Genomic DNA, 22,661 nt, shown 5'->3' with positions numbered 1-22,661 from the left:
ATGAATAAGAGGTATCCTTTTTGGCTAGGTTTGGCATTCATGTTTGCGACGCAATTGAGTTTTGCGCAGCAAAAACGATCGCTGACACATGCCGACTATGACGGTTGGGAGAGTCTATCTTCTGACAAAATCACAAAAAACGGTCAGTACGTTGGCTATCAGATCAGTCCACAAGATGGCGATTCTAGGTTGGAAATTTTTTCTTTTTCCAGACCTACCCAAAAAACAGTGATCTCACGGGGGGTCGGATTTTCGTTTACTGCTGACGATGCGTTCGCAGTGGGGAAGATTGCTCCACAAAAAGATTCTGTGCGTGTACTGAAATTGAAAAAGAAGAAGGCGGACGATTTGCCAAAAGATAGCCTGTTCATTCTCCAGCTTTCCACAGGAAAGCTGGAAAAGCTTGCCCGGGTCAAATCGTTTGCGACACCATCGGAAAAAGGGAGCTGGATTGCGGTTCATTTCGAGAAAGACACGCCGGCAAAGAAAGACCCTGCTGACTCTATCAAGACCCAAGAAAAGCCGAAAAAGACTGATGGAACCAAGCTCTTGGTACGCTCGCTGAACGGAGAGAAGTCCTGGGAATTTGAGCGGGTGAAGAGCTACGCTTTTGCGCAAAATGGCGACTATCTCCAGTACGTGCTGGCAGAGGAAGATACCTTGGACAACAGCGCGCTTCACGTGCTCAATCTTTCAACGGGCGAGAGCAAAATGGTTTTGGAGAAAATGACGACCTATTCCGATCTCACTTTTTCTCCCCAATCCTCCAAGTTTGCCTTCGTGGCGACAGACGATACACTCAAAGCCAAAAAGCCGATCCACACCTTATATATATATGATGTGGAGAAAAGCGAAATGCAGCAGACATTGGAGAAATCCGATGTGGAGTTGGCCAACGGACGAATCAGTGGCGATGGAGCTATTCGTTTTTCGGAGGACGAGAGCCGGATGTTCTTTGGCGTAGCTCAGGACTACCAAGACTTTGACTACGAAAATGACACCACGATCCTCGACGACGAGCGGGTGAGTTTGGATATCTGGGGCTGGCAAGATGCTGAAATACAGCCGATGCAGTTGAAAAATAAGTCTCGGGAAGAAAAGAAAACCTATTGGTCAGTCTTGGATCTAGCGGCAGGAAATGTCGTCCAGCTCGCTACGGAGGAAGTGGAAAATCTGAGCTTCGAAAACAAGATTACGCATGACAAAGCCTTGGCTTATTCGGACGATGCATATCGGAGAAATTACAGCTGGGATATTCAGATAGGCCGAGACCTTTATTGGGTGGATTTTAAAACCGGGGAGAAAACGCTGATCGAAACCGATGTGCCGGGATTTGCAAGGCTTTCACCGGAAGCAAAATATGCCTATTGGTATGATAGTCGGGATAGCTCTTGGATGGCATTTGATCTGGCTGAAAAGAAAAAAATCAACCTGACCAAGACTCTTCCGGTTCCATTTTTCGAAGAACTGCACGACTCACCCTCGCTGCCAGGAAGCTATGGTTCTGTGGGTTGGCTAGAAGGTGACGCGGCGATTGTGGTCAACGACCGTTTTGATATCTGGAAGATTGACCCCAAAGATCCATCCGCAGCGATTCAGTTGACTCAAGGTGAGGGAAGAAAAAAGAACATTGTTTTCAGACGGGAAAGATTGGACTTCGAGGAAACTTCGATTGATCCAAAATCTCCGTTGATCCTTTCGGCTTTCAATGAAAGAAGCAAGGATGCAGGATTCTACAGCGGGAGTTGGGATGGGAAGTCCTCGCCAAAAGCTTTGCTGATGACTGCCAATAACTATAATGGATTGACGAAAGCCAAGGACTCGGATCAAGTTCTGATCAGAAGAAGTACTTATCGGGAAAATCCGGATTTGTACCTCACGGATTTGACGTTGAAAACGCTGACCAAAGCTTCTAATCTGAATCCACAGCAGGCAAATATCAAATGGGGAAATGTGGAGCTGATTTCGTATTTGACGTTAGAAGGAGATCAGTTGCAGGGATTGTTGTTCAAGCCAGAAGGATTTGATCCGGCAAAGAAGTACCCGATGATGGTCTACTTTTACGAAAGAAACAGCGACACTTTTCATAGCTATCGGACTCCCGCGCCCAGCCGCTCGACGATCAATATTCCCTATTTCGTGAGCAATGACTATATGGTTTTCGTGCCGGACATCAAGTATGAGTTGGGGCTGCCGGGGCAAAGTGCGCTGAATTGTATCGTGCCGGGTGTGCAGGCGGTGATCGCCAAAGGCGGTGTCGATACCGACAACATGGCTATCCAGGGCCAAAGCTGGGGCGGGTATCAGGTCGCTTACCTGATCACCCAGACCAACATGTTCAAGGCGGCTGGAGCCGGTGCGCCAGTGGTGAACATGACCTCAGCTTATGGAGGGATCCGTTGGGGCACTGGCATGAGCCGCATGTTCCAGTACGAGCAGACGCAATCCAGAATCGGTGGGACGCTTTGGGAAAAGCCGATGTATTACCTTGAAAATTCCCCACTCTTTATGATGGATCGAGTGCAGACGCCTGTGCTGATCATGCACAACGATGCCGATGGTTCCGTGCCTTGGTATCAGGGGATTGAGATGTTTATGGCTCTGAAGCGACTGAACAAACCAGCTTGGCTGCTGCAGTACAACGGTGAGGATCATAACCTTACTCAACGAAAAAACTCCAAAGATCTATCGGTTCGATTGAGCCAGTTCTTTGACCATTACCTGAAAGGAGCTCCTGCGCCGCTGTGGATGACCGAAGGTCTTCCGGCAGTCGAAAAAGGAAAAACCCTCAAATACGAATTGAGTAATTAAAGAAAAAGCCCCGAATTCTTCACGATTCGGGGCTTTTTCCGCTAGCGATTCTCACGCATTATTCCTTTCCGTGGTCGTAGTAAAATTCGATTTCAAATCCGGAAGGATTGCGAATGTTACTTTTAATGATTGATGTACCTGAATTCTCTTCTGAATTAAATTGGAAATTCCCATAGTTTACATACTCGGTGTCCACCAGAATAGCCCCGGTGGACTCTTCGACTAATCGAAAAATCGGGTATTGTTGATAGCTATTTGGCCATCCTCCAAAACCAACATTGGTGACAGGGATAGTGATTGGTTGATTCAGGTCCTCTCCCAGTTCAAATGCCACTGTTTCAAAGACGGGCTCGTACTCCGTGTTTTTCCTCTGTAGTATAATCAACCTTACTTTTCCATTCCCTTGAACCACTTCCTTGAGGGCTGCCTCCGGTTTGATCGTCAAGTTTTTGATAAAAAAGGCACCGATCTGAACTTCTTTGGTTACCGTGTTTTTGATCGCACCAAGGGAGGTCGTGGTCAGGGAAACAGAATATGTTTTCGCCTCTTCAAATACGACAACTTGGGGGAATTTTTCATCGGAAGTTTTCCCATTGCCAAAATCCCAGTGGTAACTCATGGCTCCATCTGGTAGATTGTCGAACTCAATGTGATTGAAAATTCTGGGGAATTCTGTTGCAACTTCGAAATCAGCCTCAATTACTGGGTATTCAGGTTCTTCCTGACATCCAGCCAAAAGGACGACAAGCATCAGAAGAGACAACTTTTTTATTTTTAAATACATTGTTTAATAATAGTTTGATGATTGGAAATTAGTTTTTGAAAACTAAGGCGTTTTTTTTCAAAAAGTAGACGAGAGTTTTATTTTTTGACTCCAAATTTCAAACAGCCACCGCAGCCTTGATATGCGGGTGTGGATCATATCCAACGAGTTCAAAATCCTCAAACTTAAACTCGAAAATATCCTTCACCTCAGGGTTGATCTTCATCATTGGCAATGGTCTCGGTTCTCTGCTGAGTTGCAATTCAGCCTGTTCTAGGTGGTTGGAATACAAGTGGGCGTCGCCAAAAGTATGGACGAAGTCGCCTGGCTCGAGGTCGCAAACCTGCGCAATCATCATCGTAAAGAGTGCATAGGACGCGATGTTGAATGGTACGCCCAAAAAGACATCGGCACTGCGCTGATAGAGTTGACAGGAGAGTTTGCCATCGGCCACATAGAACTGAAAGATCGTGTGGCAAGGAGGCAAGGCCATGTTGTCTACGTCCGCCACATTCCATGCGCTGACAATATGCCTTCGGCTGTCCGGCTTGGTTTTGATCTGGTGAATTAGATTTTTGATCTGGTCGATTTCTCCACCTTTGCCATCAGGCCAATGTCTCCATTGGTAGCCATAGACTGGGCCGAGATCTCCATTTTCATCTGCCCATTCGTTCCAAATGGATACGCCGTTTTCTTTGAGCCACGAGATGTTGCTTTCTCCTCTGAGAAACCACAGCAACTCGACGATGATGGAGCGGAGATGTAGTTTTTTGGTAGTCACGACAGGGAATCCTTCCGCCAAATTGAATCGCATCTGATGGCCGAATACGCTCCTTGTGCCGGTTCCGGTGCGATCGGTTTTGGTTGCTCCTTCGCTGAGGATTCTTCTCATCAAATCGTGATACTGTTTCATAGTTTTTTGGGGGATTTCTGGTCGGCAAGTTAAGCTTTTGAGGTAAAACTTATAAACTATTTTAGCGTCGGCGGGCTAGCTGCCGCGTTGGTTTTTCTGAATTTACTGCTCCATTCCGTCCCAGGTAAACGTCGCCGTCACCGGGTAATGATCCGAATAGTCTACCTCTCGGTGGGTATTGAAATAGACCGGAGTCAGTGTGGGATCAGCGAAGATGTGATCGATTCGAAGGAAGAAAAGAATTTTGTTGTACGTGAATTCAAATCCGCGGCCGGCCTTTTCAAAGGCATTATCCAGACTTTCGCTCAGCTTGAAATAGGCATAGGAATATGGGATTTCGTTCAGGTCTCCCATCAGAATCACCCGATGTGGACTATTGCTCAAGTGCTCAAAAAGTATCGAAAGCTGCTGAGCCCGCGCCAAACTCCCGCGATGAAGTTTGCCCAAAGTCTGTCGGTAAACTTCCTGAGCCCTTTCGTAGTCATTGAGTACTCCTGGCGTGATTGCCATTGATTGAAGATGCGTGTTGTAGATACGCAGCGTGTCATTTCCTACTTGGATGTCGGCGAAGATGGCTCCATTTGACTCTTTGTTGTCAAACACGATCCCGTGATTGACAATTGGATATCGGGAAAATATCGCCATGCCGTAGGAGCGCTTTTTGGGGTTCCCTTCGATCACATGATGGACATAGTCGTATTCCCCATTCTTGCTGATCAGCTGGAGGGCATTTCTGGTGGCGGAGGTGAAATCTTGGCGAAATTCCTGAAAGACCTTGATATCTGCCGGATGTTCAGCGAGCCAGGTGAAAACGTTTTGATCAAGGTCCGCTGTTGTCTCTGTTTTATAAAAGAAGTTGGCGGCATTATATGTCAAAACCTTTAGGCCCGGGTTCGCCTCGTCTTTGGGATGAATCTGAAAAGTAATGAGAATAAATTTATACCCGATGATCAAAGCGAGCAATGGAAAAAATGCCAGTCTCCTCCAAGACAATATTAAAATTGCCAAAATAAATCCATTGACAATCAGCGTGATTGGAATAAAAAATGGCAATAATCCGATGTAGCTGAATATTTCCGGAGAGATAAAAACGGTCGCATAAAGGATCAGAGATACAATAAAGACCGGTATGGCAATGAATTTCATTTAGGCTGGGTGGAGAGCAAAAGAAATAAACCCGAGTTCAAAAGTGGCAATTTTAATGTCATTTTTCTCATTAATTGATTCCTTTTGGATAAATCATCTTACCCTAAGATCAGATAAAAGGTTGCGGAAACTTGGGTTAGGGGCACGTTCAAATGTGAGAATCTATTTTCGCCGCATCTTTGGAATCAAGTGATTTAGGTTAATTTTACGTAATTACCCAACAAATTAATCATCTACCTCTCATGAAAAAGTTTTCAAAAAGCTGGTTGGCCGCCCTCGCTATTGCAACCGTTTTTGGGTGCCAGCCTAAGGCCACAGAGACTGCCGAAGGAACTTCTGCCGATGAATCCGCTGCTGCAGAAGTGACTGAAAGCGAACAAAGACCAAGTCCATTAATAGTGGAAGAGGGGCAAATTGGCGACAAAGCAATCAAAGTCCACTATGGCTCCCCGTCTGTGAAAGGGAGGGTGATCTGGGGCGATCTGGTACCCTATAACATCGTATGGCGAACCGGCGCAAACGAAGCCAGCTATGTCGAAATCCCTCAGGACATCAGCGTAGAGGGCAACGCTCTGGCGGCTGGCAAATACTCTCTCTTTACCATTCCCAAAGAGACGGGGGCTTGGACGGTGATTTTCAACTCAGATTGGAATCTGGAGCACGGTCATTTTCAATACGATGATAAAAAAGACGTGCTCAGAGTTGAGGCGATGCCGATTTGGGAACAAACCTCTACAGAGCAGCTTACCATGAAAATCGAGTCTCCGGGCTTAGTGATCCGCTGGGACAAGTTGAAGCTGCCGATTTCGATCCAATAAGCTAGGCGCTCAATGCTATCCCTGGTCCAACGGCTGGGGATTTTTTTGTTTTTGGAGGGGACTTACTTTCTTGATTGTGGTTTTGAAGACCAACTTTAGCAAAACGTTATCTAACAAAATGACCTGGTATAATGAAATACTTTTCGTTCTTTTTTGTTCTCGCTATCACTGTTGGTTTGGCGATATTGGTTTCTGTGCCGATTGAGCAGATTCCGCCGATTGCTTCCCTAATAGATCCAAATCACGGATTTTGGCAAAACACCATCAGTGAGGATCAACTTGCGACGGAGGAGATTGATCTCAAAAATCTCACGGCTCCGGTGGAGGTGGTCTACGACCAAAACCTGATCCCTCACCTCTTCGCAGAAACTGAAGCCGATCTCTATCGCGCTCAGGGCTATGTGACTGCGCAGCATCGGCTCTGGCAGATGGAGTTTCAGACTATGGCTGCGGCTGGGCGAGTCTCTGAGATCGTTGGGCCAATCGCCCTTGAGCTCGATCGGATGACCCGTCGCAAAGGTCTTGCGTATGGCGCCGAGTTGGGGATGAAATATCTACAGGAAAATGATACCGAGACGCTTGCGCTGGTGGAAGCCTATGCAGACGGCGTCAATCAATACATCGCCCAGCTGACTGACGCGAGATTACCTGTGGAATACAAAATCCTCAACTATCGTCCCGAGCCTTGGTCTGCTTTCAAATCTCTACTTCTGCTGAAATATATGTCGGATATGTTGGTAGGTGATAGAGATCTTGAGTTTTCCAATCTTCGGAAGATCCTGGGACAGTCCAAGTTAGATAAGCTTTTTCCGGAATTTTCATCGGATGGCGATCCTGTGATCGAAGCGGAGCGGTTTTGGGATTTTGAGCCGATACCGGTTATCAAGCCGGACTCGATTCCCTATCCCGAGGATATGTTTAAAGTTTCCCCGCTTCCACAGCCTGTGGAGGGCACTGGATCTAACAACTGGGCTGTGGCTGGGGAAAAGACGAAAAAAGGAAATCCGATTTTAGCCAACGATCCGCATTTGAGTCTAAATTTACCTTCGCTGTGGTATGCCATGCAGCTGAGCACGCCTACAAACTCGGTGAAAGGCGCAACGCTTCCGGGGGCCCTGGGAGTTATTTCCGGGTTCAATACCGATATCGCTTGGGGTGTTACCAATGCAACCCGAGATACGCGGGATTGGTACCGAATTACTTTTCAGGATGATAGTCGATCGTCCTACAAATACGGGGATGAGTGGAGGCAGGCAAGTACGCGAGTCGAGGAGATTAAGGTCAAAGGGCAGCAATCTTTTTTGGATACAGTGGTGTATACGCATTATGGCCCAGTGGTCTATGACCGCACTTTCCGTAGTGAGCGGCAGGATTTGAATTTTGCGTTAAAATGGACTGTTCACCAAGGTTCTAATGAGCAAAAGACATTCTTGCTCTTGAATAAAGCAAGAAATTACTCGGACTACAATGAGGCTTTAGATCATTATTCCGCTCCAGCCCAAAATTTCGTTTTTGCATCGAATACCGGTGACATCGCTATGAGGGTTCAGGGTAAATTTCCCTTGAAATGGCCCGGCCAGGGAAAATTTCTGATGGACGGAGCCGATCCGCGAACGGAATGGCAGGGCTATATTCCCAATGAGCAAAATGCCAACACGCTGAATCCGGAGCGGGGATTTGTGTCCTCGGCAAACCAATATCCCACCGACTCGACCTATCCTTACTATGTGTTTGACAATAGCTACGAGCACTATCGAAATCGCCGCCTCAACGGCAGACTGAGAGAAATGGAACAGATCACGGTGGAAGATATGATGGGGCTCCAATTTGACGATTACAACTTGCAGGCAGCAGAGGCACTTCCTGTATTGGTTCGGCTTCTGGGAACCTACAGAGCTGAGTCACCAGAGGCGGAAAAATACCTGCAGGAGCTTAAGGATTGGGATTTCTATGCAGATCCTGATCAAAAAGGACAAACGTTGTATACTGTTTGGGCTGAGGAAACCTTCGAAAGCGTATGGCGAGAGCTATTGAAAAGCGATGCACCGGTAGTTCGTCCATCTGCGTATCGAACCATAGAATTAATGGCCAAATCTGCCAATGATTCTATTTTTGATACACCGTCGCTTCAGGGAATGCAGTCTGCGGAATACCATGTCAAAGCAGGATTCGACTCCATGCTGGTAGCTATGGCACGACGGGAAGCCGAGGAGAGCGACTATGACTGGGCGAGCTACAAAAAGACTACGATTCAGCATCTGGTTCCGAACTTCAAATCCTTTTCAGTGGGAAATGTTTACACAGGTGGAGGATCAGGACTTTTGAATGCGACCGGTAGTCGGCATGGCGCGAGTTGGAGGATGATAGTGGAGTTGGGTTCAGAGGTGGAGGCATTCGGGATTTACCCGGGCGGGCAATCAGGCAATCCTGGCAGCAGATACTATGGGAATTTCATTCCTATTTGGGCTAGGGGAGAATACCTGGATTTTGGGCTGCGGTCTGTCGGAGCGAGTGAAAATGTGCTTTTTAAAACAACTTTAAAATAAGCTGCTGATGAGATTCATCTTTCTGACTATTGTTATTGCGATTCTTGTGGTGTTTTTGAATGCTGTCGCACCCTTTTGGATCGTCATGATCGGAGTGGCGACGCTTAGTGCCTTGATCTTTCCTAACGGTATCGGGGGATTTATGGCAGGAGGACTTGGCATGGGACTGACTTGGCTCGGGCAATGCATCTATTTGGGGATTATGACCGACAGCCATCTGCCAGACATGATGGGAGAATTGATGGGGATCGGCTCGGGAGTGACACTGGTTGCGGTGACCGGAGCGATAGGGTTCTTCCTCGGTGGGTTTAGCGCCTATACCGGTGTTCTATTTCGGAATATGCTGCAAAAAACACCTCAGAATGTGTACAGGGGGTGAATTAACCCTGTTTTTGGGAGCAGGCTTTTTTTCGTCAAAAAAGTGTTTTTATTTTTTCAGTTAATCGGAATGAGTACCTTTGTTACTCATTAGTCGCGGATTTTTTATGCTGGAATCAATTATCACTTCAAAGACCCGATTGCGGCTATTGATAAAGTTTTTTGTCAATTCCCAAAATCACAGTCATTTGCGGGGGCTGGCGGAGGAGTTTGGTGAATCGACCAATGCGATACGCAAAGAATTGAACAACCTCACCGATGCCGGGATTCTGATTAAGCACGCTGACAAAAATAAGATCGAATACCAAGCCAATACCCATCATCCGTTTTACATAAACATTCGTGACATTATCCGAAAGTACCTCGGACTGGACATGCTCTTGGAGCAAATACTGGAAAGAATGGGCGAGGTGGAGCAAGTAATTTTGATCGGAGATATCGCAAGAGGTAGCGATACGGGAACGATTGACGTTCTGGTAACCGGAGACAGCCTCAACGAGGACTATTTTCATCACCTCACCAAACGATTGGAGCAATTAATTGATAGGAAAGTGATCTTTAATCTATCCGATGGAAGGTTTTCCTCGGATGGCTTGATTCTTTTTGACCGGCTGACCGGAATATAGATTTAATAGAATAAAGTAAGACATGCTAGGCTCAAGAATTGTGACTGAAAGGGCGAAGCTGTGTAGAATGCAGTCGATTTCAAGAAAAGATGCCAATTTAGCAGGCCGAAAAACCGAACCTTTAAATTCGAAGGAAACCCAGTGAACTATTTCCTAACCCTTATTTTACCCAAGCGGACAGCATTGCTTATTTTCTTCATGCTGTTTATTAGCACAGTATGGGCACAAAGTCTCAGCGATCTCAAAAATCTGAAGGTAGATAACCTCTCTGACGCACAGATTGAGCAGTTGATCAAGCGTGCAGAGTCGAACGGACTGACGTCCTCCCAGATTGAAGCGATGGCCAGAGAGCAGGGGCTTTCGCCGATAGAGGCCAATAAGCTCCGAGAAAGAATTCTGGGATTGGAAAGAGACGCAGGCTTCTCCGGAGCACCAAATTCTACGGCTACTACCGGACGGAGCTGGACTGGTGGACAGGCAGTTGACCCTTTTGATTCACTCAGAACGGCTGATCCTTACTATGATTTAACCCCGTTCCAAAAGAAGATTTTCGGTTATAAATTGTTTCACAGCCGCGGTCTTGACTTTAACCCAAGTCTGAATATTCCAACGCCACCGAACTATGTAATCGGTGCTGGAGACCAGCTATTGATAGATATCTATGGAGCTTCTCAGCAATCGTTTGATTTGACTGTGTCACCTGAAGGGAGAGTTTTGTTGCCGAGCGTCGGCCCCGTGCAGCTGGGAGGGAGTACGATTGAGGCGGCTACTGCGCGCTTAAAAACTCAATTTGGAAAAATTTATTCTGGCTTGATGGGCTCTAACCCCAATACCTTTCTGCAATTGAGATTGGGCAATATTCGCTCCATTAAAGTGTCGATGGTGGGCGAACTTTCAAAGCCCGGAACGTATACTTTACCTTCCTTTGCTACCGTTTTCAATGGATTGTACGCCGCGGGCGGACCGAATGAAAATGGTGCGTTTAGAAATGTCCAAGTATATCGTGGAAGCCGACTAGTTGCCACGGTAGACATCTATGAGTTTTTAGCCAAGGGAGAACAAAGCTCAAACATTACGCTGCAAGATAATGATGTAGTGATCGTGCCCCCGGTAGTTTCGCGAGTCGAAATCTCTGGGCCGGTTAGGAGGGAGGGCTTTTTTGAAGTCAAGCCGGGAGAGAATCTTCAGGATTTATACATCTACACAGGTGGGTTTTTACCAAATGCATTCACCGGTAGACTCACCGTAAGGAGAATAGAAAATAATGCCAAAAAGGTGATTGACGTTCCTCAGGCCAATTACGGTGAGTTTCATCCGCTAGATGGAGACGAGATTCTTATCGGTGAAGCAATGGATCGCTATACTAACCGGGTGCAAATCTCCGGAGCTGTTTTTCGACCGGGTGAGTACGCCCTCGAGGAAGGTGGATTGACAGTCAAAGAACTCTTGGAAAAAGCGGATGGTCTAAAACAGGATGCTTTTTCCCAACGGGTGACCTTATACCGGACGAGTGGTGATTTGACTTTGGCAGCCGAATCGCTGGATCTAGAGGCGATTTTGAATGGAACTCAACAAGATGTTGCGTTGAAAAACGAGGACCTTTTGTTCGTGCCAAGTCGGTATGATATCCAGGAGGAGTTTTACGTGAAGATTTCCGGAGAGATCAATTTTCCGGGAAACTACCCTTTTGCCTCGCAAATGACCGTCGGCGATCTGATCCTAAGGTCTGGAGGACTATTGCAGTCTGCGACTAATTCTTCCGTCGAAATCGCCAGGAGAGTAAGAGATGCTAGCTCCGGCAAAGTAGCTGAGATCATCACCTTTGACATCTTGCCAGATCTAGAGCTTTCAGAAAAGGAAAAGAACCTTCCCTTGATGCCTTTTGACCATGTCTTTATTCGCCGAAGTCCTGGCTTTGAGAGAGAGCAATTGGTAAGTGTAGTAGGAGAGGTGATCTATCCGGGTGATTTTGCCATTTCTAGTGCTGATGAGCGGATATCTGATCTGATTAAGCGTGCTGGAGGGGTCAATCGCTTTGCCTATCCCAAAGGAGCAAATCTTGTACGTCGAACGGTCTATCATAAAAATCTTTCTGACGAAGAGCTCAAGGAAATGATTATGAAAGACGTCCGGTCGAAACTGAACCCAGAAAAGAATCGAAAGGGAAATGAGGCCGAAACTTTGCTTTTTGAACGATTGGACGAAAAGATTACAGAGATAGAAGACTTGAGATTGATGGAGGAGAGAAAGACTTCGGAAAAAAGCAGGATGGATTTCTTTGCCAGGGATTCGCTCTTTTTGGACTCGGCTGTGAATGCAGCCAGATACAAAGAGGAGGATCTGGTTGGGATAGATCTTGAGGCTATCCTGGCGAATCCAGGCGGGCCGGAGGATTTGCTCCTTCAGGAGGGAGATGTCATTCAGATTCCCAAGCAGCTCCAAACGGTTCGGATGGTTGGTGAAGTCTTGTTACCGACAACGTCCCGCTATGTCAAAAATCAGGGTCTACGATCTTATATATCCAGAGCGGGGGGATTTAGTGAGAAAGCAAGAAAGACCAAAACTTACGTGATCTATGCCAACGGGGATGCACGAAGAACCCATTCCTTTTTAGGCGTAAAATTTTTCCCCAAACTGGAGCCAGGTGCAGAGATTGTCGTCCCTGCGAAACCAGACCGCCAGAGAATAACGCCAGCCGCTTGGCTTGGCATTGCGTCAAGCTTGGCGACCATTGCTATATTAGTACAAACCATGGTGAATAACTCCAATAACGGTAACTAGTAACTTATGAAAATTGCAGTAGTAGGAACAGGCTATGTAGGGTTGGTGTCGGGTGCTTGTTTTTCCGATGTAGGAATTGAAGTGACCTGCGTGGATATCGATCAGAAAAAGATCGATAGTCTTATGAACGGCGTTATGCCAATCTATGAGCCGGGATTGGCAGAGATCGTACTAAGGAACTTTAAAAGTGGTCGACTTCGTTTCAGCACGGATTTGGGAGAAGCGATCCAAGGTGCATCGGTGGCATTTATTGCGGTAGGCACACCTCCGGGAGAAGATGGGTCCGCTGACTTGAAATATGTATTGGCTGTGGCGGACGAGATTGGACGAAAAATGACTGATCACATAGTCGTAGCTACCAAAAGTACCGTCCCGGTCACTACCGGCGAAAAGGTTAAATTAGCGATCCAAAATGCCTTGACAAAAAGAAAGTCAGACTTGACTTTTTCCGTTGCATCCAACCCTGAATTCTTAAAAGAGGGAGCAGCGGTGGAGGACTTTTTGAAGCCAGATAGAATCGTGATTGGTATCGACGACGAGCGCGCGGAGAAGATTATGCAGCGCTTGTATAAGCCATTTCAACTAAGCGGTGAGCGGATTATTTACATGGACATTCCATCTGCAGAGATGACCAAATACGCCGCTAATGCGATGTTGGCCACCAAAATTTCTTTTATGAATGACATCGCCAACCTGTGTGAGCTGGTTGGTGCTGACGCCAATATGGTGAGAAAAGGGATTGGATCAGATCCTCGTATCGGCAAGAAATTCATTTATCCCGGTGTGGGATACGGAGGTTCTTGCTTTCCGAAGGATGTCAAAGCAATCATCAAAACAGCCAAGCAATATGGCTATGACCTGAGAGTGCTCAAGTCTGTGGAAGAGGTGAACGATGACCAAAAGCATGTGTTGGCAAATAAGGTAAAAGCGCATTTCGGGGAAGATCTCAGCGGAATGACGTTTGCGATGTGGGGTTTGAGTTTTAAACCGAATACCGACGATATGCGCGAAGCTCCTGCGGCGGTCATCATCGACGAGCTAAGAGCTGCCGGTGCAAATGTGAGGGCCTATGATCCTGTAGCTATGAAAGAAGCGGAGGCGCACTATCTCTTTGACAAAGTGACCTACTGTAAAGATGCTTATGATGCTTGTTTGGATGCCGACGCGTTGCTTTTGGTGACCGAATGGTCTGAGTTTAGAATTCCAAGTTGGGATGTTGTCGGGAAGCTGCTCAAAAACAAAGTGGTATTTGATGGACGGAATATTTACGAACGAAAATACCTCGAGTCAATGGGCTTTGTCCACTATGGAGTGGGGGTTAAGTGATTTTTCGCGAAAGCCTCATCTATTGGTGAGCTTCACTGATAGAGAGATGTCAATAATGTTTAAAGTACATAGGGTCAGGGATTCAAGGTTCGTCCTGCGTTAATCCAATAAGTTAGCATACGGAAGGGTGTCAAAGGGAGAATTTGTGAAATGTCATGACTTATATCCAACTGGTGAAATTTTCAATAGAAGATAAAATATAAAGCAAGTTAGATGATCTAAGTGTGGGAAGTAGTCGTCTTCAATTGACCCTATAGATATATTCCACATAGTTAGATATGAATTTTCCATTTTCTTGAACCTAACAACTGAATTTCGTTTGTTTACCAATCCTATAAAACACACCTCATTTTCGTTGGGGTATTTCAAGCTGTGAATAATCGTGGTTAAAATGGAGTGATTTCGAATTTAGTTTATATTACTTTTAACATTGACTACTCTATACAGCAAGAGTTGTTGCACGTCGTAAATATTGGATAACACCTCAATTTTCACAGTAATAATCTAAGTTATCCTAGGCTAAAGATAAATTTTGCTCAATTTTTTGATAGAGGTTTGTATAAAATTCGTCGTGTAGCACTTGCAAAAATTTATAATAAATCAACGTATGAGTTCAATACAAATGGTGGACTTGAAGTCCCAATATGATTTAATAAAAACTGACGTAGATCAGGCGATTCAGAATGTAATCGATAAAGGGGCGTTTATTAATGGTCCTCAGGTAAAAGAATTTTCAGAAGCTCTGGCAGACTATACAGGGGCGAAATTTGTAATAACATGTGGTAATGGCACCGATGCATTGCAGATAGCAATGATGGGTTTGGGTTTTGAGCCGGGTCAGGAAGTCATCGTTCCCACCTTTACTTATGCAGCGACCGTAGAGGTGATTGCACTTTTGGGATTGAAGCCAAAGTTCGTCGATGTGCTGCCCGATACCTATGACATGGATCCTGCCGAGTTGGAAAATGCATTAGGGCAGAATGTAGTAGGAATAGTGCCTGTGCATTTGTATGGGCAATGTACCAACATGGAGTTTATTCTCGATTTAGCGAATAAGCACGGAGTTAAAGTCATTGAAGATGGTGCCCAGGCGATTGGAGCGGAATATACTTTCTCCGATGGAAGAAAAGCACAAGCGGGAACTATGGGTGATGTAGGAACAACTTCATTTTTCCCCTCAAAAAATCTGGGGTGTTATGGCGACGGAGGAGCGATGTTCACCAATAATCCTATCTTGGCAGAGAAGCTTAAGATGATCGCGAGTCATGGCCAAAAAAAGAAATATTATCACGAAACGATTGGGGTCAACTCCCGACTGGATACGCTTCAGGCTGCGATCTTGGGCGTGAAACTTGGACATTTGACAAGATACTCTGCTTCCAGAAATGAGGTAGCTGATCGCTATGATCAAGCACTAGCAGCAGTTAGCCAAATTAAAATTCCATCAAGAATACCGAATTCGACCCACGTTTTTCACCAATATACCATCCAGGTCGATGGCGGAAAGAGAGACAGTCTGAAGACTTTTCTTCAAGATCATGGAATTCCAAGCATGGTATACTATCCGATTCCCCTGCATTTGCAGCCCGCTTACGTTCAATATGGCTATAAGAAAGGGGATTTCCCAGTGGCTGAAATGCTATGCGAAACAGTCTTGTCGCTGCCTATTCATACTGAAATGGATCCAGCAGTGCAGGCATTTATTATTGAGAAAGTGAAACAATTTTTTGCAAAATGAAAGAATACTACGCACACGAAACCGCATTCATAGACGAAGGTTGTGAGATCGGAAAGGGGACAAAGATTTGGCATTTTTCCCATATCATGTCTAATTGCAGGCTTGGAAAAGAATGCAATATCGGTCAGAACGTCGTGGTGTCTCCCGAGGTGGTGTTGGGTAACAATGTCAAAGTCCAAAATAATGTGTCGATCTACACCGGAGTAACCTGCGCGGACGATGTCTTTTTGGGACCGTCAATGGTATTTACTAATGTCACCAATCCCAGAAGCGCTGTCAATCGCAGAGGCCAATACTCTAAAACCCACGTCGGAAAGGGCGTTTCCATCGGCGCAAATGCGACAATCGTCTGTGGTCATGACATCGGTGAGTTTGCCTTCATTGGGGCGGGTGCGGTCGTGACTAAGTCCATCCCAGCTTATGCGCTGGTGGTAGGCAATCCTGCGAGACAGATCGGATGGATGAGCGAGTATGGGCATAAGCTTGTGTTTGATTCCAGCGGGTTAGCAGAATGTGCCGAATCGGGCCAAAAATACCAATTGAAGCACGGCATCGTTTCAAGAGTGGTCGAATGAATGGTTGTAACGCCTATTTAAAAAACTCAAACTGTTGAAATGAAGAATTTTGCATTAATCGGTGCCGCTGGATATATCGCTCCACGACACATGAAAGCCCTTAAGGATACAGGAAATGTACTATTGGCAGCCTACGACAAGTTTGACAGCGTGGGAGTGATGGATAGTTATTATCCAGAAGCTGATTTTTTCACCGAATTTGAGCGATTTGATAGGCATGTAGAGAAGTTAAAGCGAACGGATAAGACGATAGATTTTGTAAGCATTTGCTCGCCAAATTATCTGCACGATTCTCACATTCGATTTGGATTGCGTGTTGGGGCAGATGTGATCTGTGAAAAACCACTGGTGCTCAATCCATGGAATATTGAAGCGTTAAAAGAAGTCGAATGCGAACATGGAAAAAAAGTCTTTAATATTCTTCAGCTTAGACTTCATCCCTCGATAGTTGCATTGAAGAAGCGGATTGAAGAAGGTTCAAAGGATAAAATATACGACATTGATTTAGCTTACATTACCTCCCGGGGGCATTGGTATTATGCCTCATGGAAAGGGGACGAGAGTAAGTCGGGAGGAATTGCCACAAATATTGGGGTCCATTTTTTCGATATGCTTACTTGGGTTTTTGGAGCAGTAAAGAAGAATGTGGTGCATATACATACGCATGATCGTGCTGCTGGATATTTCGAATTGGAGCAAGCCCGAGTGCGATGGTTCTTGAGTATCAATGTTGATACTTTGCCAGAATCAGTGAAGGCAAGAGGGGGTAGAACTTATCGCTCACTGACAATGGAAGGGACTGAGATTGAGTTTAGCGATGGGTTTACAGAACTCCATACTCATAGCTACCAACATATTCTAAATGGACAGGGGTTTGGATTAGATGAAGCAATGCCCAGTATTCAAATCGTTAACGATATTAGGCATATGAAAGCGAGCGGCTTGGTAGGTGATTACCATCCTATGGCAGCTGGAGAATTGGCAAAGCATCCATTTGAAAACTAATAGCAGTATTAGGAACAAGGTGTGACAATTTCTAATGAATAATAGTTTTGCAAAATCAAATAGAAATCACCATAGGACTTCTTTTTGTAAAATCCTCCCACGTTTTAGAATTCGGAAGTAAATTATTTGTGCCGATTTTGGTCCATTGTCTCGCAATGAGATTCTTGAATTTAACGGTAGTCGCTTCAATAAGAGTATTCACTTGGCTTGTTATTCTTTGAATTAAAACTTAATTAAGCAAATGGCCCAACCTCAGGATGATAATCCCCAACAAAAAGTGGCAGTTACAGAGACCAAATCCGACCGACGAGCTAGCTTGCAGGAAGATGAGATTTTAGTTAAGGACCTTTTTCTAAAAATAAGAGAATGGTGGGACTACCTATTTAACTATTGGTGGATTATTTTATTGTCGGGGATAGTAGGTGCATCTTTGGGGTTGGTGTATTCTTTAAGTAATCGGCAAATCTTTACAGCAGAGATTACTTTTGTATTAGAAGAAGGCGACGGTGTCGGTGTTGGCGGACTTTCGCAATATGCGGGAATAGCCTCTATGGCAGGAGTAGATCTGGGAGGCGGAGGCGGCGGTATTTTTCAAGGTGATAATATTCTTGAACTATACAAATCGCGCAGAATGATCCAAGAAACTTTGTTAGCTAAAGATACTTTCCAAGGTAAAGAACAATTACTAATTGATCGGTATATCGATTTTAACAATTTAAGAGAAGATTGGGACAAAATCCCGAGCCTTAAGGATATTCGGTTTGACAATTCAGAAAAATTTACACGAACCCAAGACTCCATTGTTGGGGAGTTTGTAGATCGGATCAATCAAGGAACGTTGAAGGTGACTAAACCAGATGCTAACCTGTCTATCATCTCAGTCAAAGTGAAATCGGAGGATGAATTCTTCGCGAAATCATTTGCGGATAATATTGTTGACAAAGTCAATAACTTCTATGTCAAAACCAAGACTAAAAAATCGATGGAAAATCTCTCGATTTTGCAGAACCAAGCTGATAGTGTGCGTGAAGTCCTAAATGCCAGTTTGGGAGAAGTTGCACAAGCGCTTGATGCCAGTTTTAATTTAAATCCTGCTTATCAAACCTTAAGAGTAGCTTCTCAAAAGAAGCAAATTGATGTGCAGGCAAATAGCGCCATCTACCAGGAAATAGTAAAGAACCTTGAGATGGCAAAGATTTCTTTTCGGAATGCCAAACCTCTGATTCAAGTGATAGATGTTCCTGTATTTCCTTTAAAAAAGGAGAGGTTTGGTATAGCCAAAGGAATCGTACTAGGAGGTGTATTATTTGGAATTTTTGCGGTAGTATCCTTAATCGCTAGAAGAGTTATTTCTCAGATTATAGCTTAGCATGAAAATAGCCAATCCTCCTGTAAATTGTATATTAAGCGCAATAAGCAATTTTGACACTTCGTATTTTTTCACATCAAAAACCTGAGATGTTGGATCTTTAACTAGGAGCTTATGCATTAATAGGTGCCGGTGCCGTTTTGGTGAAAAATTGGTTTTTAGCTCAAATGGGAAACCTACCGGTGAAGCAACAGGAGTTAATATAAATAGGAAAATAACCAAGTTAGAAAAGTTAATAAATGAAGAATTTTGCGCTAATAGGTGCTGCTGGATACATAGCACCTAGACATATGAAAGCAGTAAATGATACGGGAAACATTTTACTAGCTGCCTATGATAAATTTGACAGTGTTGGGGTTATGGATAGCTATTTTCCAGATGCTGATTTTTTCACTGAGTTTGAGCGGTTTGATCGGCATGTGGAGAAACTGAAGCGGACTGAGAAGAAAATTGACTATGTAAGTATCTGTTCACCTAATTACCTGCATGATTCACATATTCGTTTTGGATTGAGAGTCGGAGCAAATGTGATCTGTGAGAAGCCACTGGTCTTAAACCCTTGGAATATAGAGGCATTAAAGGAGGTAGAAAATGAACATGGAACAAGAGTATTTAATATTCTTCAACTAAGGCTTCATCCATCGATAGTTGCTTTAAAAAAGAGAATTGAAGAAGGACCGAAGGATAAAGTTTATGATGTCGACTTGGCTTACATTACTTCGAGAGGGCATTGGTACTATTCTTCATGGAAAGGCCAGGTAAGTAAATCAGGCGGAATCGCCACCAATATTGGAGTTCATTTTTATGATATGTTGACTTGGGTATTTGGATCGGTGAAGAAGAATGTGGTTCATGTTCATACCCATGATCGCGCAGCAGGCTATTTTGAGTTGGAAAATGCTCGAGTTCGATGGTTTCTGAGTATCAATGCTGACACGCTACCTGATCATGTCAAAGCCAAAGGCAGAAAGACATTTCGCTCATTGACAATGGAAGGAGAGGAAATTGAATTTAGTGATGGATTCACCGAACTCCATACGCATAGCTACCAGCACATTTTGGATGGCTATGGTTTCGGGCTTGCAGAGGCGATGCCAAGCATTCAGTTGGTACATGATATCCGTCATATGATACCAATCGGACTGCAAGGGGATTATCACCCGTTGGCAGCAAATGAATTGGCCAAGCATCCATTTACAGCAGTATGATGGAAGCTATGGCGAATACCCCAATATTTCTGTCTAGACCCTACCTTGATGAGGAAGATATCCAAGCTGTCGTTGACGTATTAAGATCAGGGAATCTGGTTCAAGGGGACAAAGTACTAAAGCTGGAACAGAACATAAACGATTTAACAGGGTCCAAATTTTCTTCTGCTGTTAGTAATGGTACTGCAAGCCTGCATTTAGCGCTATTGGCACTTGGAATTGGGCAAGGCGATGAGGTAATAGTTCCAGCATTTTCTTACATCGCTACTGGTAACGCAGTGGAGTTGACAGGTGCCAAACCAGTCTTTGTCGATGTCCATTTAGAAACATTCAATATTGATGAATCTAAACTTGAAGCAGCAATAACCTCACACACCAAGTGTATTATGCCTGTGCATGAATTTGGATTGTGCGCGAATATGGAAGTCATAATGGCAATTGCAGCCAAGCATAAATTGTTTGTGGTCGAGGATGCGGCTTGTGCAATTGGAGCATCACATTATGGTAAATTTGCAGGTACATTCGGTGACTTTGGATCTTTTTCTCTTCATCCTCGCAAGTCTGTAACTTCTGGTGAAGGAGGGATATTGACTACTCAAAATCCAGCTCTTGACAGGAAAATAAAAACACTTCGAAATCATGGGATTGCGCCTGATCGCATTCCGATGGAATTTGTCGCAGCTGGGTTTAATTACAGATTAACAGATTTTCAAGCGGCCCTAGTTTCAAGTCAAATGAGAAGATTGCAGCAAATTTTTCAGCACAAAAACGAGCTAGTTGAGCTTTACAACCAAGGTCTTAAGCAAAATGGAATTGTACTTCCATCTGTCCCAGATGGAAATGTTCACTCTTGGCAAACCTTTCATATTTTGTGTAAAGACGAATATTTCCGTAACAGCCTGATAGATCATTTGAAAAGTCATCAAATATTTACCAACTACGGCGCACAATGTATTCCGGCAATGACTTATTATAAAGAGAAATATAAATATGATGTTGCCAAGTTATTTCCAAATTCTTTCAAAGCATACACTTGTGGTTTGGCTTTACCTATGAGTGAAAGACTAACAAAGGAAGAAGTCCAAGCAGTTATAAATAGAATCAATCAATTTACAAATGATCAAAAATAAGAGAATTTTTATTACCGGTGGAGCCGGTTTCATCGCCAATACTTTAATCGGACACTATGTCGACCATAATATGATTACTGTATACGATAACTTTCACAGAGATACACTATCTAATAGCCGATATGCCAATCACCCAAACATCACTATTATCAAAGGAGATGTGCTGGATTTGGAGTTATTGACATCCAGCATGGCGGGAGCAGATATAGTGGTGCATGCAGCAGGCATTGCGGGAATTGATACTGTGATCAAGAACCCTGTGAAAACCATGCGAGTGAATATGATTGGTACTTCAAATGCCCTGGAAGCAGCCCAAATTAATGGGGTGAAGGATAGATTTATCGACTTTTCAACGTCCGAGGTTTTTGGTTCGATGGCTTTTCGATCGACTGAAGAAGATTCCACTGTATCTGGTTCGGCCGGAGAAGCCAGATGGACTTATGCTGTATCAAAACTGGCTGGAGAGCATTTGGCGCATGCCTATTACAATCAGTTTCAATTACCAGTGGTCACAGTGAGACCATTCAACGTGTACGGTCCCGGCCAAACAGGTGAAGGTGCAATTCAAATATTTATCAAGCGGGCTTTAGAGAATCAAGATATCAAAATCGACGGGGACGGCAACCAAATCCGTGCTTGGTGTTTTGTAGATGATTTTGTGGATTGCCTGATAAGATGTATCGAAGATCCAAAAGCAATTGGTAAAAGCTTTAATCTTGGTAATGCACGTGCAGTAATTACTATCCTAGGATTAGCACAGACGGTTTGCCGAGTACTGAAGTCTGATTCAAAAATCATTTTTGAGCCGCCCTTGTCTGCTGACATTGCAATTCGGATTCCTAGTGTGGAAAAATCCTTCAAAATCTTGGGATTCAAAGCAAAAGTCGATTTGGAAGAAGGTATTCTTCGAACGGCAGAATGGATGAAAACTGAACGAAATCCAGCGTGAACCGCCGAGAGTCTCTAAAAGATCCCGATGATTTAGAGTTTTTTGATCGCATACAAAAACTCCATCTATCTCTTGATCAAGAATTCTTGAATCAATTCCAGCGATCGCTTCCGCTCAATGAAGTGCTCATCGATAGGTGGGAAAGAGCTAGTCGCTTAGGTTTTGGTGATCAAACTTCCATCTATGACTCATCTCTGGTTCTGGGTAATGTTCAAGTAGGGAAAAGCTGCTGGATTGGCCCATTTACCGTCTTGGATGGAAGTGGAGGTCTTTCAATAGGTGATCATTGTACTATTTCAGCGGGTGTTCATATATACTCGCATGATAATGTAATACAGACCTTGAGTTCAGGTAGATTTCCTATTGATAGAAATCCAACTACCATAGGCCGAAATGTTTACATAGCACCCAATGTTGTCATCGCAAAGGGAGTGAATATTGGTGATTGCTGTGTAGTTGGAGTAGGATCGTTTGTTAACAAGAGTTTTGATTCAAACAAAATATTGGTAGGTCAGCCTGCTAAATGTATTGGTGAGGTAATTGTTACCGATTCTTCCATTGATTTTAAGTATTTCTAAT

The 22,661-nt window shown here is 44.4% G+C and carries 18 protein-coding genes; 15 read left to right on the top strand and 3 right to left on the bottom strand.

What is annotated here, in order from left to right:
• A complete protein-coding gene (locus ABD031_RS19940) occupies nt 1–2,811 on the top strand; it encodes an alpha/beta hydrolase family protein (RefSeq protein WP_343854539.1) in 2,811 nt (936 codons plus the stop codon).
• Between the two features lie 58 nt (nt 2,812–2,869).
• On the opposite strand, the gene ABD031_RS19935 is transcribed toward ABD031_RS19940, so the two are convergent.
• The 3 genes from ABD031_RS19935 to ABD031_RS19925 all read right to left on the bottom strand — a co-directional run bounded on the left by ABD031_RS19935 (nt 2,870) and on the right by ABD031_RS19925 (nt 5,633).
• A complete protein-coding gene (locus ABD031_RS19935; RefSeq protein WP_343854538.1) occupies nt 2,870–3,595 on the bottom strand; it encodes a PKD domain-containing protein in 726 nt (241 codons plus the stop codon).
• A gap of 97 nt (nt 3,596–3,692) precedes the next feature.
• Complete coding sequence (locus ABD031_RS19930; RefSeq protein WP_343854536.1) at nt 3,693–4,487, bottom strand: thymidylate synthase; 795 nt, start codon at nt 4,485–4,487, stop codon at nt 3,693–3,695.
• A 102-nt stretch (nt 4,488–4,589) separates the two neighbouring features.
• On the bottom strand, nt 4,590–5,633 hold the full coding sequence (locus tag ABD031_RS19925; RefSeq protein WP_343854534.1) for an endonuclease/exonuclease/phosphatase family protein: 1,044 nt from the start codon (nt 5,631–5,633) through the stop codon (nt 4,590–4,592).
• A gap of 242 nt (nt 5,634–5,875) precedes the next feature.
• On the opposite strand from ABD031_RS19925, the gene ABD031_RS19920 reads away from it, so the two are divergent.
• The 14 genes from ABD031_RS19920 to ABD031_RS19855 all read left to right on the top strand — a co-directional run bounded on the left by ABD031_RS19920 (nt 5,876) and on the right by ABD031_RS19855 (nt 22,660).
• The gene (locus ABD031_RS19920) at nt 5,876–6,451 is read left to right on the top strand and encodes a DUF2911 domain-containing protein (RefSeq protein ID WP_343854532.1); all 576 of its coding nucleotides are present in this window, start codon (nt 5,876–5,878) and stop codon (nt 6,449–6,451) included.
• A 131-nt stretch (nt 6,452–6,582) separates the two neighbouring features.
• Entirely contained in the window at nt 6,583–8,997 is a 2,415-nt protein-coding gene (locus ABD031_RS19915; protein WP_343854530.1) for a penicillin acylase family protein, read from the top strand.
• 7 nt (nt 8,998–9,004) lie between these two features.
• On the top strand, nt 9,005–9,376 hold the full coding sequence (locus ABD031_RS19910) for a hypothetical protein (protein ID WP_343854528.1): 372 nt from the start codon (nt 9,005–9,007) through the stop codon (nt 9,374–9,376).
• A 106-nt stretch (nt 9,377–9,482) separates the two neighbouring features.
• On the top strand, nt 9,483–10,001 hold the full coding sequence (locus ABD031_RS19905; RefSeq protein WP_343854526.1) for a DeoR family transcriptional regulator: 519 nt from the start codon (nt 9,483–9,485) through the stop codon (nt 9,999–10,001).
• A gap of 198 nt (nt 10,002–10,199) precedes the next feature.
• A complete protein-coding gene (locus ABD031_RS19900; protein WP_425542806.1) occupies nt 10,200–12,782 on the top strand; it encodes an SLBB domain-containing protein in 2,583 nt (860 codons plus the stop codon).
• 6 nt (nt 12,783–12,788) lie between these two features.
• Nucleotides 12,789–14,108: a UDP-glucose dehydrogenase family protein gene (locus ABD031_RS19895; protein WP_343854523.1), complete on the top strand. Its 1,320-nt coding sequence runs from the start codon at nt 12,789–12,791 to the stop codon at nt 14,106–14,108.
• 607 nt (nt 14,109–14,715) lie between these two features.
• The gene (locus ABD031_RS19890) at nt 14,716–15,846 is read left to right on the top strand and encodes a DegT/DnrJ/EryC1/StrS family aminotransferase (RefSeq protein ID WP_343854521.1); all 1,131 of its coding nucleotides are present in this window, start codon (nt 14,716–14,718) and stop codon (nt 15,844–15,846) included.
• On the top strand, nt 15,843–16,421 hold the full coding sequence (locus ABD031_RS19885) for an acyltransferase (protein ID WP_343854519.1): 579 nt from the start codon (nt 15,843–15,845) through the stop codon (nt 16,419–16,421). Before ABD031_RS19890 ends, ABD031_RS19885 begins: the two co-directional genes overlap by 4 nt.
• Before the next feature lie 39 nt (nt 16,422–16,460).
• Entirely contained in the window at nt 16,461–17,426 is a 966-nt protein-coding gene (locus ABD031_RS19880; RefSeq protein ID WP_343854517.1) for a Gfo/Idh/MocA family oxidoreductase, read from the top strand.
• A gap of 241 nt (nt 17,427–17,667) precedes the next feature.
• Nucleotides 17,668–18,795: a GumC domain-containing protein gene (locus tag ABD031_RS19875; RefSeq protein WP_343854516.1), complete on the top strand. Its 1,128-nt coding sequence runs from the start codon at nt 17,668–17,670 to the stop codon at nt 18,793–18,795.
• Nucleotides 18,796–19,034: 239 nt separating this feature from the next.
• Nucleotides 19,035–20,003 carry a Gfo/Idh/MocA family protein gene (locus ABD031_RS19870; protein WP_343854514.1) on the top strand — a complete coding sequence of 323 codons (969 nt, stop codon included), beginning with the start codon at nt 19,035–19,037 and terminating at the stop codon, nt 20,001–20,003.
• A complete protein-coding gene (locus tag ABD031_RS19865; RefSeq protein WP_343854512.1) occupies nt 20,000–21,133 on the top strand; it encodes a DegT/DnrJ/EryC1/StrS family aminotransferase in 1,134 nt (377 codons plus the stop codon). Before ABD031_RS19870 ends, ABD031_RS19865 begins: the two co-directional genes overlap by 4 nt.
• A complete protein-coding gene (locus ABD031_RS19860; protein ID WP_343854511.1) occupies nt 21,120–22,082 on the top strand; it encodes an NAD-dependent epimerase/dehydratase family protein in 963 nt (320 codons plus the stop codon). The genes ABD031_RS19865 and ABD031_RS19860 overlap by 14 nt, the downstream gene beginning before the upstream one ends.
• Nucleotides 22,079–22,660, top strand: coding sequence for an acyltransferase (locus ABD031_RS19855; protein ID WP_343854509.1), 582 nt, complete (start codon nt 22,079–22,081; stop codon nt 22,658–22,660). The genes ABD031_RS19860 and ABD031_RS19855 overlap by 4 nt, the downstream gene beginning before the upstream one ends.
• Nucleotide 22,661 lies beyond the last annotated feature (1 nt).

It is taken from the genome of Algoriphagus jejuensis (assembly GCF_039523455.1).
GTDB classification, from domain to species: Bacteria; Bacteroidota; Bacteroidia; order Cytophagales; family Cyclobacteriaceae; genus Algoriphagus; species Algoriphagus jejuensis.
The sequence above is the reverse complement of the archived record's forward strand: the minus strand, read 5'-3'. Positions and strand labels throughout refer to the sequence as shown.

Bases quoted from the DNA above. Each gene is read 5' to 3' on its own strand.
- ABD031_RS19940 (WP_343854539.1), top strand. From the start codon at position 1: ATGAATAAGAGGTATCCTTTTTGGCTAGGTTTGGCATTCATGTTTGCG.
- ABD031_RS19935 (WP_343854538.1), bottom strand. From the start codon at position 3,595: ATGTATTTAAAAATAAAAAAGTTGTCTCTTCTGATGCTTGTCGTCCTT.
- ABD031_RS19930 (WP_343854536.1), bottom strand. From the start codon at position 4,487: ATGAAACAGTATCACGATTTGATGAGAAGAATCCTCAGCGAAGGAGCA.
- ABD031_RS19925 (WP_343854534.1), bottom strand. From the start codon at position 5,633: ATGAAATTCATTGCCATACCGGTCTTTATTGTATCTCTGATCCTTTAT.
- ABD031_RS19920 (WP_343854532.1), top strand. From the start codon at position 5,876: ATGAAAAAGTTTTCAAAAAGCTGGTTGGCCGCCCTCGCTATTGCAACC.
- ABD031_RS19915 (WP_343854530.1), top strand. From the start codon at position 6,583: ATGAAATACTTTTCGTTCTTTTTTGTTCTCGCTATCACTGTTGGTTTG.
- ABD031_RS19910 (WP_343854528.1), top strand. From the start codon at position 9,005: ATGAGATTCATCTTTCTGACTATTGTTATTGCGATTCTTGTGGTGTTT.
- ABD031_RS19905 (WP_343854526.1), top strand. From the start codon at position 9,483: ATGCTGGAATCAATTATCACTTCAAAGACCCGATTGCGGCTATTGATA.
- ABD031_RS19900 (WP_425542806.1), top strand. From the start codon at position 10,200: ATGCTGTTTATTAGCACAGTATGGGCACAAAGTCTCAGCGATCTCAAA.
- ABD031_RS19895 (WP_343854523.1), top strand. From the start codon at position 12,789: ATGAAAATTGCAGTAGTAGGAACAGGCTATGTAGGGTTGGTGTCGGGT.
- ABD031_RS19890 (WP_343854521.1), top strand. From the start codon at position 14,716: ATGAGTTCAATACAAATGGTGGACTTGAAGTCCCAATATGATTTAATA.
- ABD031_RS19885 (WP_343854519.1), top strand. From the start codon at position 15,843: ATGAAAGAATACTACGCACACGAAACCGCATTCATAGACGAAGGTTGT.
- ABD031_RS19880 (WP_343854517.1), top strand. From the start codon at position 16,461: ATGAAGAATTTTGCATTAATCGGTGCCGCTGGATATATCGCTCCACGA.
- ABD031_RS19875 (WP_343854516.1), top strand. From the start codon at position 17,668: ATGGCCCAACCTCAGGATGATAATCCCCAACAAAAAGTGGCAGTTACA.
- ABD031_RS19870 (WP_343854514.1), top strand. From the start codon at position 19,035: ATGAAGAATTTTGCGCTAATAGGTGCTGCTGGATACATAGCACCTAGA.
- ABD031_RS19865 (WP_343854512.1), top strand. From the start codon at position 20,000: ATGATGGAAGCTATGGCGAATACCCCAATATTTCTGTCTAGACCCTAC.
- ABD031_RS19860 (WP_343854511.1), top strand. From the start codon at position 21,120: ATGATCAAAAATAAGAGAATTTTTATTACCGGTGGAGCCGGTTTCATC.